This window comes from Pseudoalteromonas sp. TAB23, assembly GCF_000498075.1.
Taxonomy (GTDB): Bacteria; Pseudomonadota; Gammaproteobacteria; order Enterobacterales; family Alteromonadaceae; genus Pseudoalteromonas; species Pseudoalteromonas arctica.
Window position 1 is genome coordinate 39,462 of sequence record NZ_AUTP01000324.1, and the last position, 16,066, is coordinate 55,527.

14 protein-coding genes, 1 pseudogene and 1 riboswitch are annotated in these 16,066 nt (G+C 37.4%); of the genes and pseudogenes, 11 read left to right on the plus strand and 4 right to left on the minus strand.

Features of this window, described 5'->3' with window-relative positions; all coding sequences use genetic code 11:
* Positions 1–2 precede the first annotated feature (2 nt).
* From L654_RS0121295 to L654_RS0121335, 6 genes are all read left to right on the plus strand, one after another.
* The gene (locus L654_RS0121295; RefSeq protein ID WP_024592295.1) at positions 3–935 is read left to right on the plus strand and encodes an ornithine carbamoyltransferase; all 933 of its coding nucleotides are present in this window, start codon (positions 3–5) and stop codon (positions 933–935) included.
* Positions 932–2,098 (plus strand): argininosuccinate synthase, encoded by a 1,167-nt coding sequence (locus L654_RS0121300; protein ID WP_024609000.1) that lies wholly within the window; start codon positions 932–934, stop codon positions 2,096–2,098. The genes L654_RS0121295 and L654_RS0121300 overlap by 4 nt, the downstream gene beginning before the upstream one ends.
* 49 nt (positions 2,099–2,147) lie before the next feature.
* Positions 2,148–4,013 (plus strand): argininosuccinate lyase, encoded by a 1,866-nt coding sequence (gene argH, locus L654_RS0121305; protein WP_007581654.1) that lies wholly within the window; start codon positions 2,148–2,150, stop codon positions 4,011–4,013.
* Between the two features lie 265 nt (positions 4,014–4,278).
* The gene (locus tag L654_RS0121310) at positions 4,279–4,479 is read left to right on the plus strand and encodes a hypothetical protein (protein WP_024609001.1); all 201 of its coding nucleotides are present in this window, start codon (positions 4,279–4,281) and stop codon (positions 4,477–4,479) included.
* A 1,547-nt stretch (positions 4,480–6,026) separates the two neighbouring features.
* Positions 6,027–6,539, plus strand: coding sequence for a hypothetical protein (locus L654_RS0121330; RefSeq protein ID WP_010553183.1), 513 nt, complete (start codon positions 6,027–6,029; stop codon positions 6,537–6,539).
* A 104-nt stretch (positions 6,540–6,643) separates the two neighbouring features.
* Positions 6,644–7,150 carry a hypothetical protein gene (locus L654_RS0121335; RefSeq protein WP_024609005.1) on the plus strand — a complete coding sequence of 169 codons (507 nt, stop codon included), beginning with the start codon at positions 6,644–6,646 and terminating at the stop codon, positions 7,148–7,150.
* 35 nt (positions 7,151–7,185) lie between these two features.
* Here L654_RS0121335 and coaD read toward each other — a convergent pair whose 3' ends face one another.
* Positions 7,186–7,677 carry a pantetheine-phosphate adenylyltransferase gene (coaD, locus tag L654_RS0121340; protein ID WP_024609006.1) on the minus strand — a complete coding sequence of 164 codons (492 nt, stop codon included), beginning with the start codon at positions 7,675–7,677 and terminating at the stop codon, positions 7,186–7,188.
* 198 nt (positions 7,678–7,875) lie between these two features.
* On the opposite strand from coaD, the gene L654_RS0121345 reads away from it, so the two are divergent.
* Positions 7,876–8,568 carry a TetR/AcrR family transcriptional regulator gene (locus tag L654_RS0121345; protein ID WP_024592300.1) on the plus strand — a complete coding sequence of 231 codons (693 nt, stop codon included), beginning with the start codon at positions 7,876–7,878 and terminating at the stop codon, positions 8,566–8,568.
* Positions 8,569–8,940: 372 nt separating this feature from the next.
* Positions 8,941–10,398 carry a tRNA uracil 4-sulfurtransferase ThiI gene (gene thiI / locus L654_RS0121350; protein WP_024590024.1) on the plus strand — a complete coding sequence of 486 codons (1,458 nt, stop codon included), beginning with the start codon at positions 8,941–8,943 and terminating at the stop codon, positions 10,396–10,398.
* 25 nt (positions 10,399–10,423) lie between these two features.
* On the opposite strand, the gene L654_RS0121355 is transcribed toward thiI, so the two are convergent.
* Positions 10,424–11,326 carry a 2-dehydropantoate 2-reductase gene (locus tag L654_RS0121355; RefSeq protein ID WP_024609007.1) on the minus strand — a complete coding sequence of 301 codons (903 nt, stop codon included), beginning with the start codon at positions 11,324–11,326 and terminating at the stop codon, positions 10,424–10,426.
* Positions 11,319–11,622: pseudogene (locus L654_RS01000000126570) on the minus strand (hypothetical protein). Before L654_RS01000000126570 ends, L654_RS0121355 begins: the two are co-directional and overlap by 8 nt.
* A 152-nt stretch (positions 11,623–11,774) precedes the next feature.
* On the opposite strand from L654_RS01000000126570, the gene L654_RS0121365 reads away from it, so the two are divergent.
* From L654_RS0121365 to L654_RS0121375, 3 genes are all read left to right on the plus strand, one after another.
* Positions 11,775–12,257 carry a YajQ family cyclic di-GMP-binding protein gene (locus L654_RS0121365; protein ID WP_007377833.1) on the plus strand — a complete coding sequence of 161 codons (483 nt, stop codon included), beginning with the start codon at positions 11,775–11,777 and terminating at the stop codon, positions 12,255–12,257.
* Between the two features lie 201 nt (positions 12,258–12,458).
* A complete protein-coding gene (locus L654_RS0121370; protein ID WP_024609008.1) occupies positions 12,459–13,244 on the plus strand; it encodes a hypothetical protein in 786 nt (261 codons plus the stop codon).
* A gap of 63 nt (positions 13,245–13,307) precedes the next feature.
* Positions 13,308–13,492: riboswitch (cobalamin riboswitch) on the plus strand.
* Positions 13,493–13,528: 36 nt separating this feature from the next.
* Positions 13,529–15,358 (plus strand): TonB-dependent receptor, encoded by a 1,830-nt coding sequence (locus tag L654_RS0121375; RefSeq protein WP_024609009.1) that lies wholly within the window; start codon positions 13,529–13,531, stop codon positions 15,356–15,358.
* A 90-nt stretch (positions 15,359–15,448) separates the two neighbouring features.
* On the opposite strand, the gene msrA is transcribed toward L654_RS0121375, so the two are convergent.
* Positions 15,449–15,985, minus strand: a complete 537-nt coding sequence (gene msrA / locus L654_RS0121380; protein WP_007581669.1) for a peptide-methionine (S)-S-oxide reductase MsrA — start codon at positions 15,983–15,985, stop codon at positions 15,449–15,451.
* Positions 15,986–16,066: the final 81 nt, after the last annotated feature.

Consider the following 16,066-nt stretch of genomic DNA (forward strand, 5'->3'; position numbering starts at 1 on the left):
TTATGTTTGAGAATTTTTTAACAGGTTTAGAATTAGACCAAGAAGGCGCACTTAATTTATTAAAGTTAGCGCAAGATATAAAAGCAAAGCCAGAAAAATACAGCCAAGTATTATCGGGTAAATCAATCGTAACATTGTTTGAAAAGCAAAGTTTACGTACACGTTTATCGTTTGATATAGGTATTAATCGCCTTGGTGGTCATGCTGTTTATTTAGATCAGCAAAATGGCGCTATGGGTGCACGTGAATCAATTAAAGATTTTGCACTTAATATCTCTACTTGGGCCGACGGTATTGTGGCGCGTGTAAATCAGCACAGCACATTAACCACGTTAGGTGAATATTCATCGGTACCTGTGGTAAATAGCTTGTGTGACTTGTACCACCCTTGCCAAGCACTTGCTGATTTTTTAACACTTCAAGAAGTACATGGCGATGTGAGTCAGCTTAAAGTAGCTTACTTAGGTGAGGGCAATAACGTAACTCATTCATTGATGTTACTTGCCGCAACGCTAGGTACTGACTTTGTTGCTGTAACACCAAAAGGGTGTTCGCCAGATTCACAAATACTTAAAAAAGCAGAACAAATTGCAGCAATGAATGGCGCATCAGTCATGGTGAGCGATAGAGTTGAAGCTGCGGTTGGTGCAAACGTTGTATACGCAGATACATGGGTATCAATGGGTGATACAACGCCGCTTGAGCAAGTAAAAGAAAAATACATGCCTTATCAATTAAACCAGGCATTGCTAGATCAAACAGGTGCGACTACGGTATTACATTGCCAACCGGCACACCGTGAATTTGAAATTACCTCTGAGGTAATGGATGGTCCAGCATCAAAAATCATTCAACAAGCAGAGAATCGCATGCATGCGCAAAATGCTCTGCTAGTTACATTACTAAATCCAAATTTTGTTAAGGAACACCTATGAGTTCAATTAAAAAAGTCGTTTTAGCCTATTCTGGTGGTCTTGATACGTCGGCTATCGTGCCATGGTTAAAAGAAAACTACGGCTGTGAAGTAATCGCGTTTGTTGCCGATGTAGGTCAAGGCGCTGAAGAACTTGAAGGCGTAGAAGCTAAAGCAATTGCCTCTGGTGCATCTGAATGTTACGTAGTTGACTTAAAAGATGAAATGGTAAGTGATTACATTTACCCAACGCTTAAAACGGGCTCAATTTACGAAGGTACTTATTTATTAGGTACTTCTATGGCGCGCCCAATTATTGCTAAAGCACAAGTTGAAATTGCACGTAAAGTAGGTGCTGATGCACTTTCTCATGGTTGTACTGGTAAAGGTAATGACCAAGTTCGTTTTGAATCATGTTTTGCAGCACTAGCCCCTGATTTAAAAGTAATTGCGCCATGGCGTGAGTGGGACTTATCGAGCCGTGAGTCATTACTTGATTACTTAGCAGAGCGTGACATTCCGTGTTCAGCATCTGCTACAAAAATTTATAGCCGTGATGCTAACGCATGGCATATTTCGCACGAAGGTGGTGAGCTTGAAGACCCATGGTGTCAACCAACTGAACAAGTATGGACTTGGACTAACTCTCCAGAGCAAGCACCAGATAAATCAGAACTAGTAACATTAAAAGTTGTTGAAGGCGAAGTGGTTGCTGTAAATGGCGTAGAACTTAAACCTTACGATTGTTTAGTTAAATTAAACGATATTGCATCGCCTCATGGTGTTGGACGTGTTGATATTGTAGAAAACCGTTTAGTTGGCATGAAGTCACGCGGTTGTTATGAAACGCCAGGCGGCACAGTCATTATGGCAGNAAGCCGTAAGTGGAAAGAAGTACTCGGTGGCGAGTTCTCGCATTTAGTATACGACGGCCGTTGGTTTACGCCTCTTAAAGATTCTATTTTAGCCGGTGCAGAAGCACTTTCTAAAGTGGCAACAGGTGAAGTGGTACTTAAGCTATACAAAGGCCAAGTAACTGCAGTTCAAAAGCAGTCACCAAATAGCTTATACAGCGAAGCATTTGCTACATTTGGCGAAGATGATGTGTACGACCAATCACACGCTGAAGGCTTTATTCGTTTATTCTCGCTTTCAAGCAGAATTTCAGCACTCGCTAAAAAGTAATTTATTACGCCCCTTATAAAAGGGGCACTACAGGGTTTGGAGAGATTTCATGGCATTATGGGGCGGACGTTTTTCTACGGGTCCAGATGAGGCGTTTAAGCAATTTAACGACTCTCTTCCCTTTGACTACCAGTTAGCAGAGCAAGATATTATTGGCTCTGTGGCATGGGCTGGTGCACTTGAACAGGTAAGTGTACTTTCAAGTGACGAGCACACAAGATTAGTGGCTGCATTAAATGAGCTGCTTGAAGAAGTTAAAGCAGATCCACAAGCGGTAGCTACTTCAGGTGCAGAGGATATTCATTCACATGTTGAAGCAGCTCTAATTGAAAAAGTAGGTGATTTAGCTAAAAAATTACATACAGGCCGAAGCCGTAATGACCAAGTTGCCACCGACTTTAGATTATGGTGCCGTGATACGGCTGACCATTTACTAGATGCTATTGCACAGCTTAAAGGCGAGTTTGTAGCGCTTGCAGAGCGAGAGCTTGGCACAATATTACCAGGTTACACGCACTTACAGCGCGCACAGCCAGTATTGTTTAGCCACTGGTGTATGGCGTATGTAGAGATGCTAGAGCGTGATGAAAGTCGCCTGCAAGATGCTAAAGCGCGCATGAATTTTTGCCCATTAGGCAGTGGTGCATTAGCAGGTACAGCTTATCCGATTGATCGCCAAGCATTAGCGCATGGACTAGGTTTTACAGCGGCTACAAAAAACAGCCTTGATGGTGTATCTGATCGTGATTTTGTTTTAGATCTTTTAAGTTGTGCGTCTATTTCGATGATTCACTTATCTCGTATGTCAGAGGATCTGATTTTTTATAATTCGGGTGAAGCCGGATTTATAGAGCTTGCTGATAACGTAACATCAGGCTCATCGCTCATGCCTCAGAAAAAAAATCCTGATGCACTCGAGCTTATTCGCGGTAAAACCGGACGTGTGTTTGGTGCATTTAGCGCTATGATGATGACGTTAAAAGCGCTGCCACTTGCATACAATAAAGATATGCAAGAAGACAAAGAAGGCCTGTTCGACGCTATGCCAACATGGCTTGCATGTATTCATATGGCGCAAGCATGTATTAAAGGCGTTAAAGTAAACGGCGATAAGACACTTGCTGCAGCAAAAGGAGGGCATGCAAATGCCACCGAACTTGCTGATTACTTAGTTGCTAAAGGTGTGCCATTTAGAGAAGGGCATCACATTGTAGGTGTACTTGTACAGCTTGCGATTAGCGAAGGTAAAACGCTTGAAGAGCTATCGCTTGAGCAGTACAAATCAGTAAACACTGTATTTGAAGACGATGTTTACCCAGTACTTGAAATTGATGCATGTATAAAAGCACGTAAAGCCCTTGGTGGGACGTCTATTGAACAAGTAACGAATGCTGTTAAAGAAGCCAAAAAAAAACAGCAAATAACGGTACGTGATGCAAATTTAGATGATGTAGAAGCAATTGCCACGCTTATACAGCATTGGGCAACGGTAGGTGAAAATCTGCCTCGTGCAAAAAGTGATATGGTGCACTCAATTAACGAGTTTGCAGTAACAGAAATAAATGGAAAAGTGTCGGGCTGTGCGTCGTTATACATTTACGATACCGGCCTTGCTGAAATACGCTCATTGGGTATAGACCCAAAAAGTAAAGTGTCGGGGCAGGGTAGACAGCTTGTAGATCATCTACTTACTAAAGCCAAAAAATTGGCACTTAACCGAGTTATTGTATTAACACGCGTACCAGATTTTTTTGAACAACAACGTTTTACTTTTTGTAGCAAAGACTCTTTGCCTGAAAAAGTAATGAAAGATTGTGAACTTTGCCTTCGTAAAGAAAATTGTGACGAAGTAGCAATGGAATATATTTTAAAGCTAAGTACACGTGCGGAGATCCCGTGTAAATACGTAGCTTAAACTCCCTGGATACAAAAAACGTACGGTTATCCCTGTGCGTTTTTTTATGTTTGTAGTAAACTGGTCGGAGCTGTTTAGTTTGATTATATAAGTATGTTTTGAGTGAGTTTTAAGGTGTCAAAAAAAGTTGGCACATTGGTTGCTTTGTATAAGGTAGATAGCAAAATAGCTATCACTACTTTAAACAGGTGATGCATTTATCTACATAATAATGTGGTTAAAAGTTGCACCAAATATAATTAAAACTTTTACAAGGATCAATCACATGCAAGTTTCAGCTAATAGCCAAGTACAAATGCAAGCATACAACAAAACACAACAATTAAAGCCTGCAATGGAACAAACTGCTAGCCCTAAAACCCTGCAATCTGATACAGTAAGCTTCTCTCAAGAAGCTATTTCTGCAGCAAGCAGTGATAATCTACAGCGTGGTGGGGTTATACTTGATACAAGTAAACCAAAATAAATATTGAAGGTCCTGAATGTTTCTAACTGAGTTTTTTGGTTTTTTTTCGTTATCAGCTTTTGCTTCATGGGGCTTTTTGATGGCGTTCTTTTTTAATGTTTTTGTTTTTTCATTAGATATAAAAAGAAATACAACCTTATTGCTCAGTTCTTTCATTATGATGCTTTCATATACCGCATCAGATTATTTTTTTACATGGTTATCAATAGAAAACTCTCTTTACCTTGATTGGGCTCTTTATGATTATGCTACTGTAATAGCCTTACTATCAGTTTATCTACTATTAAAAAAAACAACTCCTTCATTTATGTATATATTAATAGGTCTTATAGTTAATTCATTATTGAGTTTGTGTATGTACCTAGATATGTATGTTAACAATAACAGAGAACCTTGGTTTTTATGGGACTTGTATACATTTTCAGTCAATATAATCGATCTTATAATGATTGTTATTTTGATTGTAGATAGAGACTTACTTGGTCTTCATAAATTAAAAAACAAACTCCTTAATTACTTCAAGTCAAACGATACCCACAAAGTAACTTAGCTTAAATGTACATTACTGAACCCCTAATGGTTTATGTACAAGCCTTCACTCAGTGGGGCTTTTTAATGGCCTTCATGTATTGTTTGGCCTCTACGATAAATAAAGAAAATAAGTCTCCTGTTTATTTATCTGCGCTTATGCTCTGCTCATATGTTTCTAGTGGTTATATAGACTTATTAGAAGGTTTATATTTAAACTCGGTGCTCTACGATTTTATTACAATTTTAGCTTTGTTAATTTTAGAGTACTTTAAAGTACTTCACCGCTCTATAGCTTTTCACTTCATCATCTTTGCGTTAATAATAAATGCTGTGCTCACCTTAATATTGCATTACGATCTATACGTTTTATATAACTATGAGCCTTGGTGGTATTGGAGTGTTTATTCTGTTGGCGTTAATATGTTCGATGTTTTAATGATTCTGTCACTAGTATTCAATAAAAATACCATTTTTAAAAGAGGGGTTGCATTGAACTTTAAAAAGTTGAAAAATATTGAATGAACTTTTAATTAGCCCAACAGTTTCTCTGTACATAGGTGCATTTGTACAATGGGGATTTCTTATGGCTTTTTTGTACTCCCTTGCTCATTCGATTAATAAGCCTAATAAAGAAAGAGTGTATTTGTCTTTGGTTATGAGTGTTTCATATTCGTTTAGTATATTTACAAATATGGATACGGTAACTTATCTAGATTTTTTGTTTTCCGATATTTTAACTCTTCTAGTTATTATTTCCCTTAGGCGGCTCTGGCATGATGGTATTACCTATCTATATATTATTACTGGTTTAGCTATAAACTCAACTCTGCATTTTCTCATGCATTACGACATCTATATATCAAATAATACAAGCTACTGGTGGCTTTGGAATGCTTACGCGATAGGGGTCAACGCTGCTGATTTCATAATGGTAGCTATATTTTTTATAAACAAAGATTTTTTATACTTGATGAAATTTAAAAATAGTTTGATTACTAGTTTGAAAAGGACAGTTGATGGCTGACCTACTCTGGAGTCTTGTCGATTTAGGCGATAATATAGGACTATTATTTACTTGGTTCTTTTTAATTTCATTTTTATATAATCTATCAGCAAGTATAAATAAGGCAGATAAAAGCCTGCTACAGTTATCATTCATTATGCTGGTTTCTTATACTTCAAGTCTTTTTATGGATCCTCGAACTTCGACTCCTCACTTAAATTACTTTTATTTTGATTTTGCTACCATAGGTACTTTATTACTTTGGCGAGCTGTATGTAAAAATCCTGTCCCCATTGCTTTTGTCTATGTAATTGTTGGTCTATTTATTAATACGTGTCTGTTCCTGGGTATGCATTACGATATTGTAATCGTTGGCACTCTTTACTATTGGTGGTTTTGGACCATTTACACATTCGGGATGTATTTTGTCGATTTTACCATGGCATTGGTATTAATCATCAATAAGGATTTTTTAGGCTTAAACAAGCTTTTAAGATGTGTTAGAAAGTTAAATTTAGATCGCTGAGGCAGTAAAGCTCAACTTAAAAGAAGAGTGATTTTGTGCCTTTATTTGATGTTGCCGTAATATGTAAAGCGGTATAATAATTTTTTATCTAGTGTTGGAGTAAAATGGTTGAGCTACTTTTAAATACAAATATCTCTTTTTATATAGGTATTTTTGTACAATGGGGCTTTTTGATGGCTTTTTTATATTCTTTAGCAAGTTCGATAAATAGCGCAGATAAAAGCATTGTTTGGCTATCTTTCATCATGGCACTTTCTTACTCTTCTAGTATGTTTATTGATATGGACGCGATTACTTACTTCGATTTTTTCTTATTCGATATTATTACTCTATTTGTTATTATTTTATCTGGTTTTTTTATAAAGATTAGCAGCGTATACATTTATTTATTATTTGGTTTAGGTATAAACACCTTACTATTTTTTGCAATGTATATAGATAATGATGTTATGCACCATTATGAATTTTGGTGGTTCTGGTGGGTGTACATAGTAGGTATAAATTTTACAGATTTGACCATGGTTTTAGTTTTCTTTATAGGTAAAGATGTTTTAAAACTTGCTTGGTTAGAAGGAAAGCTAAATAAAGTGTTTAATAAAAGGGCCTATTAGTAATGGATTTCAGTGCTAACAGGCCTTATTTATTATTAACTGGCACCACAGCCCAATTTAGTTTTTAGAGCTTTAACAATTACAGGGTCTACAAACTCGCTTACATCACCATTGTGGCGAGCTACTTCTTTAACGAGTGTTGATGAAATAAATGAATTTCGCTCTGCGGGTGTTAAAAATACACTTTCTAAGTCGGGGTTCAGGCGGCGGTTCATGTTGGCTAATTGAAATTCATAGTCAAAATCAGATACAGCTCTAATACCGCGAATAAGCACATTAGCATTGTGCTCGCGCGCAAGGTCAGCCAATAAACCAGAAAAACCAATCACCTTAACATTATCTATGTGGCTTAAAATAGAGTTTGCAAGCTCAACACGTTCTTCAAGGTTAAAGCAGGGTTTTTTACTTGGGTTATTAGCAACCGCAACTAATACAGTATCAAACATTTTAGCTGCACGTTGAATAAGGTCTGTGTGCCCATTAGTTAGTGGATCAAAGGTGCCAGGGTAAATTGCAATAACTTTCATAATGTTCACTATTTATTATTTTAGCGCTAGTTTAACAGTGTTTATGCCACAAAGCAGCCTAGCTAAAAAAGCATATAAACACTTACTTTCTTTAAACAGGTCAGTCCATGGTGGGAGTGTTTTAATGATTCATATTTGTTTATACTGTTTACCTCTTTTGAGTGTAATGTAGCCTATAGATAATTTGAGTATTAGCATATGAATACCAAGGATAAAATAATACACACCAGTATTTTGTTGTTTAACGAAAATGGTGAGCGTGCAATAACGACAAATCATATTGCATCAAACTTAGGGATGAGCCCGGGTAATCTTTATTATCATTTTAAAAATAAAGAAGACATTATCCGTCATATTTTTGCGCTGTATCGCGATCATTTAAATACTCACTTTAAACCTATTAATAAAGATGATGATGCATTTAATCATTTAACGGCTTACCTAGATTCGTTATTTGAGCTGATGTGGCGCTATCATTTTTTTTACGATAATCTCGGGGATATTCTCTCTAGAGATGCTGATTTAAAACAAGCTTATATTGATTTTCAGTTAGAGTTGTTAGAGCAAGTTCGTAAAATTATTTTAGGACTTCGCGACAGTGAAATGATTGCTATTGATGAGCAAGATGTCATTGATTTAGCACATACACTAAAGTTAACGGTTAGTTTTTGGACGCCTTATATTAAAGCCCGTAGGCCAAGTGGTACGCTTGCTGAGCAAGATATATATCATGGCATTTTAAAAGTACTTACATTATTTAGAGCGTACAGTACCGATAAAAGCATTGATAAAATGAACCTGCTACGTGAAAAATATACTGAATTAGCGCAACAAGCCTTAGGGCCTGTTGACCTTTCAGGATTAAAATTTGTTCAATCTAGGGGCGATTAAATCGCGACGCGAGGTTTGTAACCTAGTGGGCTAAGTAAAAACCGAGCAAAGCTTCCGCGTCCTGCTCACGCCCCTTACCTACATCCATGTAGGCAACAAAGAGTTAATCGCCCCCTAGGCTGAACCCTTTGGGCAGCGCTTGTTTGGCATTTATGCTACGTTATCGCCTATTTATGGGGAATAACCACACTACATAGGCTCTGCCTTGCCTAAATACCAAACACACTGCTGTAAATTTAACCTCGAAAGATAAACAGGCCCTAGCTGTAGTTTAATCGATAGTAATAGGCTGTTTCCTAGGCGCTGAATTTTTTGCTATAATCCCGCGCCAAATGCCTGGGAGCGCGAATTCCCGCAGTCTAAGAGTGAACTATGCTTAAATTTATCGTCAAACTACATCCTGAAATAGCCATTAAAAGCCGTTCAGTCCGTAAACGCTTTACTAAAGTGTTAGAAAATAACATTAAAATTGTATTGCGCCGTGTTGACGAAAAAGTACAAGTAAGAAATAACTGGGATAACATTTCAGTTGTTACAAAGCTTGAAGACGCGCAAGTCCGCCTTGATTTTATCGATAGCCTTAAACGCATCCCTGGCATTGTTCAATTTATTGAAGTAACCGAAACACAATTTGAAACTCTTGATGATATTTATCAAAAAACCATCGCTTTAGTTGGTCATACTATTGTGGGTAAAACCTTTTGTGTTCGTGCTAAGCGCATAGGGCAACACGATTTTACCTCAACTGATTTAGAGCGTTATGTTGGTGGTGGATTAAATCAGCATATTGAAGGCGCAAGCGTAAAGCTTAGCCGCCCAGAAGTAACAATACGCCTAGAAGTAAAAGACGATAAAGCTTACATTGTTTCTCATACACATTTTGGTATGGCTGGTTTTCCTCTGCCAACTCAAGAAGATGTGCTTTCGCTTATGTCGGGTGGCTTTGACTCTGGTGTAGCAAGTTACCAAATGATTCGTAAAGGCGCACGCACACACTTTTTATTCTTTAATCTAGGTGGCGCAGCGCACGAAATTGGCGTTAAGCAAGCAAGCTACTACTTATGGAAAAAATACAGCTCTACACATAAAGTTAAATTTGTAACGGTTGATTTTGAACCTGTTGTTGCTGAAATTTTAGAAAACGTTGAAAACAGCCAAATGGGTGTTGTACTTAAACGTATGATGATGCGCGCAGGGAGTGTGGTTGCGCAAAAGTTAAACATTCAGGCACTTGTCACTGGCGAAAGTATTGGCCAAGTATCTAGTCAAACATTAGCGAATTTAAGCGTGATTGACCGTGTTACTGAAACGCTTATTTTACGCCCGCTTATTCAACACGATAAGCAAGAAATTATTAATATTGCTCGTCAAATTGGTACGGCCGAAATGGCAGAAACAATGCCTGAATACTGTGGTGTTATTTCTAAAAAGCCAACGGTTAAAGCCAAAATAGACGTTATTCTTGGTGAAGAAGAAAAGTTCGACTTTGATGTACTTGATACCGTTGTAAACAACGCACGCATAATGGATGTGCGTGATATTGACGTTGAAGCCAAACAAGAACTTAAAGAAGCTGAATCGGTTGCTGATTTACCTGTAGGCTCTGTGGTAGTTGATATTCGCTCACCAGAGGAAGAAGAAGCTGCACCGCTAGAAATCGATGGTGTTGAAGTGGTGCATTTGCCGTTCTTCCGTTTAGCTACTAAGTTTGGTGATTTACCAAAAGACACTGACTACTATTTATATTGTGACAGAGGCGTAATGAGCCAACTACAGGCACTTATGCTGCACGAACAGGGCTTCGAAACTGTAAAAGTTTATCGCCCGTAAAGTTAAAAGCTTATATAAGCGTGGTTTATACCACGCTTTTTTTTGCCTGAATTTTGACTAACAACTCATCGTTGTAAGGTGTAGGAATACCGTGAAGTTTGCCTTGTTGGCTAATATAGCCACATATAGCTGATATTTCAGTTTCTCTGCAATGCGCGACGTCTTGCTGCATTGAAGAGTAATTGTCAGACGTTAATTCCATTATTTTATAAGCGGTATTAAGTGCTTTAATCAATGGGATATTAAGCCCTTGTACCTTTGCTATATTGCATGCTTCAGTGAGTGCATTAAAAATTATAGCATTGTACTTAGGTGCGCGTAACTCACCATTTTTTACATTACTTAAAGCGCTTAATGGGTTAATGGCAATATTTACGAGTAGTTTTTCAAAACGAAGCTGCTGAATGTTATTAGTAAACTTTAGGCTGGGTATCACTTTAAAAATATCAGCTATTGGCGCGCTATTTTGAAAAGCTAATTCATTACAAGCACCAATAACACTTTGTCCCTCACCAGTGTGCTGCACAATGTATTGGTTTGATTTAAAGCCCGCTATGCTTGTCGTTAAAAAGTAGAGTGCTTGGTGAGTGCTTAGCTGGCTATTTACCTCATCAACATTACCCATTCCGTTATGCGAAAGTACAACAGAGCAATGATTTGGTAAAAACGGCTTTATTTGCGTAAATGCATCAAGTACTTGAAAGGCTTTAACGGTAAATAAAACAACATCAAATTCAGCCGCTTTATTTAGCTGATTTAATGAAATAAATTGTGCGTCAATTTTTTTAGATGCACCCTTTCCTCGACTATAAAAGCGGGTATTTGTTGGGCTTTTGCGAGTTAAAACACTGACATTATGCGACGCACTTAGAAAATGACTAAGTAACAAGCCAATAGCACCATCGCCGACAATTAAAATATTAGCCATATGGGTTCTTTTTTCGAGGTGTAAAAATTACTCTAAGTAAAAAGTAGCTTGCGGCACCTGCAAAATCAGCAAAAAAATCACCGAGTGATGCTTGCCTATATGGAAGTGCGTCTTGCATTATTTCTATAGAGGCGCCATAACCTGCCANTGGCTAGTATAAAAAAAATCCCAAAATGGGCGACTTTATCAACATGAGGAAATAAATTTACAACGCCACCTTTTATTTCTTTGGCAAATAAAAAGGTAAAAGCTACTATGCTGATTAAAAAAATTGCTTGATAAACACGCCTTGTCACGACAAATCCTAAAATCGCTTAAAAAAGAGGCGCAAGTATATCAAACTAATTTAATATCGCACCTGAACAAGATGCAGAAAAATGTAAAGATTTATAATTTTAGCGTTATAATTGCCACATAAAATTAAGATTAAATAGTTAGGAGCAAACCAATGCCTTCATTTGATATTGTATCTGAAGTAGAAATGAACGAAGCTAAAAACGCAGTTGATAATGCAAATCGTGAGCTAGAGACTCGCTTTGACTTTAGAGGCGTAGATGCATCTATTGAGCTAAATGACAAAACAATTAAGCTTAAAGCTGAAGCAGACTCTCAGGTTATGCAATTATTTGATATTTTAGCTAACAAAATATCTAAGCGTGGTATGGATGTATCAAGCTTAGAGCTTCAAGATATTACCCGTGCAGGTAAAAATGTATTTCGTAACGTTGGCTTAAAGCAAGGTATCGAAAAGGACATGGCTAAAAAAGTAGTTAAAGCCATTAAAGACTCTAAAGTTAAAGTTCAAGCTGCTATCCAAGGCGAAGAAGTACGTGTAACGGGTAAAAAACGTGACGATCTTCAAGAGGCTATGCAAGTAGTGCGCAGTGCTGAGCTAGGTCAGCCTTTTCAGTTTAAAAATTTCCGCGATTAATTAATAAATAGTTTTAAATTAAGCATGCTTTAATCTGTTTATACTTACAGACAGATTGAAGCTACTTACTCTTTTTAAATATCTCACTATTATCCCTCTTTATTGCCTAGATACTCCCGTATGTATTAATCTCCTTTTTGATATTTAAGCTATTATATTTAATCACATGCAATTAAGTACTTCACACTAGAAGGTATTAAAATGAAACGTCATCAATTATTTTTGTTATTTGTTTTGCTTACATTTACCAAACCAAGCTTATCAAAAACAGTTGATATTGATGTACTGGTTGAAGATGGCTACTTTCCCATTATTATTAATGCGCAAAAAAAACAGGGTTTTGCTCCTGAGTTTATTAAGATTTTAAACGGCGCACAGCAGGAGTTTAACTTCGTACTTGAGTCTCTACCTGTAAAAAGGCTTGCTTTGTCAGTTGAAAAAAATAATTTTGATGTTTTATTTTTAATGGCACTGCAATGGATCCCACAATCAGCGCAAGAGAATATTAAAAAAACCGAATTTTATACCATTACCAAAAATGAGCTTTATACGCTTAAAGAAAATACAAATGAGCAAGCTTACTTTGACGACATTACGTCATTAACAAAGGTTGGGGTATTGGGGTACTCGTATCAATTTGCTGGATTTAATACCGATGCCGAATTTTTAAGTGAGGAACATCAGGTAAGTTTAACCATTGATGAATTCAATGTGGTTAAAATGCTGCTATTAAAGCGCGCGGAAGTAGGTGTTTTAAATAATATTGCTTACCAATATTTTAAAAATCAAAATACTTTTAATATGGATTTACTCTATAAAAGTAACGTACCAGATGCCGTTTATAAAACGCACTTTTTAGTTAACTCTAAATCAAATAAGATCACTAGTAATAAAATGGATGAAATACTAAGCTTACCTACTGCACAAATACAACTTCAGAAGCTACTTGATAAATATGGAGTTTCTTCAAACTATACTAGCCCCTAACTGCATTTTAAAGGTTTTTAGCTGTATAGACGTCCATTGACATTTGTAAACAAAATACTCACAATAGCGACATATTTTCAAGGTGCTTGCTAGCCACTTCATGTAATGATTTTTTTAGCAGGATAATCGGGAAGTTGGTGCGTTTTCATGATGACTACAAGCCCAACACTGCCCCCGCAACGGTAAAGTATTGCATATTTTGATGTGCTTACTGAGTCCGGAGACCGGCCTTGATGCAATCTTACTTACTTAAATCTTTGCGGTGGGCAAAGGTAGGGGACATCATGTTAAACAAAACAACTTTAGGCGTTGCTATTTCTGCTGCGCTTTCATTTTCTGTGTCTGGCGCAGAGCAATCAATTGAAAAAATAACCGTTACAGCTAATAAATTTGAGCAATCAATCAATGACGTTTTAGCAAGTGTAAATGTTATTGAGCGTGCAGAAATAGAAGCAAGCAACGTACGCGATTTACCAACCTTATTAAGCACGCGAGTTGGTTTTCAGGTTAATCCAAACGGTGGTTTTGGCCAAAATACAGGTGTGTCACTTCGTGGTACTGGCTCTGGCGATACGCTAATTTTGATTGACGGTGTACGTACAGGCTCAGCAACACTTGGTCAAAAAGCATTAAATAATGTCCCTTTAAATAGTATTGAACGCATTGAAATTATTAAGGGCTCTCGCGCGGCTGTTTATGGCTCTGATGCACTCGCTGGTGTTATTAATATTATTACGCGTGAGTCGGATAACTTATCCCTAAGCGCTACATTTGGTTCTGACTCTTATCAAAATTATCAAGTTGCAGGCTCTGTAAAATCAGATGATATAACAACAGCATTTAACGCAGGCTTTGAAAAAACAGATAACTTTGATGCACTGCAAGGCGTAGCACCAGATGAAGATGGCTATGAAAATAAAAACCTTGGTTTTAAAATAAACTACACCGATGCACATTACGGCGACTTTAAGTTTTTAGGCCAATACAGTGAAGGCTATGCAGATTACGACAGTCGCTTTAGTCCAGCCACAAGTACTATAGAAACAGGTGATTTTAAAAACTATCAGCTTTCTGCAGGTTGGAGTAAAAACTACACTAACCAATCGCACAGTATTGATATTGCTATTTCAACAGATGATTCTCACGATACCTCAGCATTTGGTGTAAATGATTTTATAACTAAACGTGTGCAATTTGATTATAACGGTCAATATATACTATCTGAAGAGCTTAATATTAGCGGTGGTGTTAACTGGTACAACGATGATGTATCGCACAGTTCAACGCAGTATGATATGCAAGAGCGTGATGTATTAGCTGTATTTGTTGGGGCTTATTACAATGCTGAAAAAGTGTTAGCTAATTTAACAATTCGCCAAGACGATGATGAACAGTTTGGTGATGAAACAACATATACAGCCGCTGCGGGTTATCATTTATCTGAAGACGCCACGTTCCGCATAAGCCAAAGCACTGGCTTTAAAGCACCTACATTTAACGATTTATACTTTCCGGCTTTTCCTGGTTTTCCACCTTCATCTAATCCTGATTTAGAGCCTGAGAAATCATTAAATCAAGAGATTGGGTTAAATGTAGATTTTGATATAGCAAGTATTGACGTTGCTATTTTTAGAAATGATATTGAAGATAAGATATCTTTAGATTCTAACTTTTTTCCTATCAACTTGAATGAAGCACGCTACGAAGGGGTTGAATTTAGCTTATCTCAGCAGTTTTTTGGTTTTGATAGCAACCTTAATTTTGCTTACTTAAGCGCTGAAGACGAAGAAACGGGCGCAGAGTTGCGTAATGTTGCTAAACGTACTTTTAACTGGGAACTTGCAAAACAGTTTGGTGCTTTTGACGCAAGCTTAGACATGCAATACCGTAGCGACCGACAAGGTGCTGTGACGCGTTTAGGATCATACACGCTTTGGAACTTAGCGGGTAATTATCAAGTAAATGAACATATTGAAGTTTCGCTTCGTGTAGAAAACTTATTTGATAAAGAATATAACGCTGTTGATTCAAACACTGATTTTACAACGGGTGAAGTGTATTACTACAACACGCCAGAGCGTCGCTTTTTTGCAGGTGCAAGCTACCAGTTTTAACTGTATTTATTAATATTAAAAAGCCCGACTTATGTCGGGCTTTTTAATGTGTAGCTAAGTTTAACTAATCAATTTAACTACTCAAATTAGCTAGTCAGCTAAGAACTCTTTAAATACGGTTTCAAACTTATGTAATTTAGGTGCTATTAAAATACTACAGTAGCCCTGCTGTGGGTTTTCGTTATAGTAATCTTGATGATAATGCTCTGCTGGATAATACGTAGTGGCAGGGCTGACTTCTGTCACAATTGGCTCACTCACATGGCTTTGCAGTTGAGCTATCATTTCATTGGTTTGCTTTAGTTGAGCTTCATCGTGATAGTAAACAACGCTTCTATACTGTGTGCCTATATCGTTACCTTGGCGATTCAATTGTGTTGCATCATGCAAAGTGAAAAACATTGCTAAAAGTGTTTCAAAGCTAACTACATTGGTATCAAATTCAATTTTAACAACCTCAGCGTGCCCGGTTGTGCCAGAGCATACAGAATTATAGGTTGGGGTGTCGGTTTCGCCACCGGTATAGCCAGAACTCACATCTAATACGCCATTTACACGTCTAAATGCTGCATCTATACACCAAAAACAGCCGCCACCAAATGTTGCTACTTGCGTTGTTGAGCTCATAAGTATTCCTAAAATGTATATGGAGTTTAAAGGCGAGCATAAATTGTATGCGCCGCAACAACAAGGTTACGGCGCAATAAA

Bases quoted from the DNA above. Each gene is read 5' to 3' on its own strand.
- L654_RS0121295 (WP_024592295.1), top strand. From the start codon at position 3: ATGTTTGAGAATTTTTTAACAGGTTTAGAATTAGACCAAGAAGGCGCA.
- argH (WP_007581654.1), top strand. From the start codon at position 2,148: ATGGCATTATGGGGCGGACGTTTTTCTACGGGTCCAGATGAGGCGTTT.
- L654_RS0121310 (WP_024609001.1), top strand. From the start codon at position 4,279: ATGCAAGTTTCAGCTAATAGCCAAGTACAAATGCAAGCATACAACAAA.
- L654_RS0121330 (WP_010553183.1), top strand. From the start codon at position 6,027: ATGGCTGACCTACTCTGGAGTCTTGTCGATTTAGGCGATAATATAGGA.
- L654_RS0121335 (WP_024609005.1), top strand. From the start codon at position 6,644: ATGGTTGAGCTACTTTTAAATACAAATATCTCTTTTTATATAGGTATT.
- coaD (WP_024609006.1), bottom strand. From the start codon at position 7,677: ATGAAAGTTATTGCAATTTACCCTGGCACCTTTGATCCACTAACTAAT.
- L654_RS0121345 (WP_024592300.1), top strand. From the start codon at position 7,876: ATGAATACCAAGGATAAAATAATACACACCAGTATTTTGTTGTTTAAC.
- thiI (WP_024590024.1), top strand. From the start codon at position 8,941: ATGCTTAAATTTATCGTCAAACTACATCCTGAAATAGCCATTAAAAGC.
- L654_RS0121355 (WP_024609007.1), bottom strand. From the start codon at position 11,326: ATGGCTAATATTTTAATTGTCGGCGATGGTGCTATTGGCTTGTTACTT.
- L654_RS0121365 (WP_007377833.1), top strand. From the start codon at position 11,775: ATGCCTTCATTTGATATTGTATCTGAAGTAGAAATGAACGAAGCTAAA.
- L654_RS0121370 (WP_024609008.1), top strand. From the start codon at position 12,459: ATGAAACGTCATCAATTATTTTTGTTATTTGTTTTGCTTACATTTACC.
- L654_RS0121375 (WP_024609009.1), top strand. From the start codon at position 13,529: ATGTTAAACAAAACAACTTTAGGCGTTGCTATTTCTGCTGCGCTTTCA.
- msrA (WP_007581669.1), bottom strand. From the start codon at position 15,985: ATGAGCTCAACAACGCAAGTAGCAACATTTGGTGGCGGCTGTTTTTGG.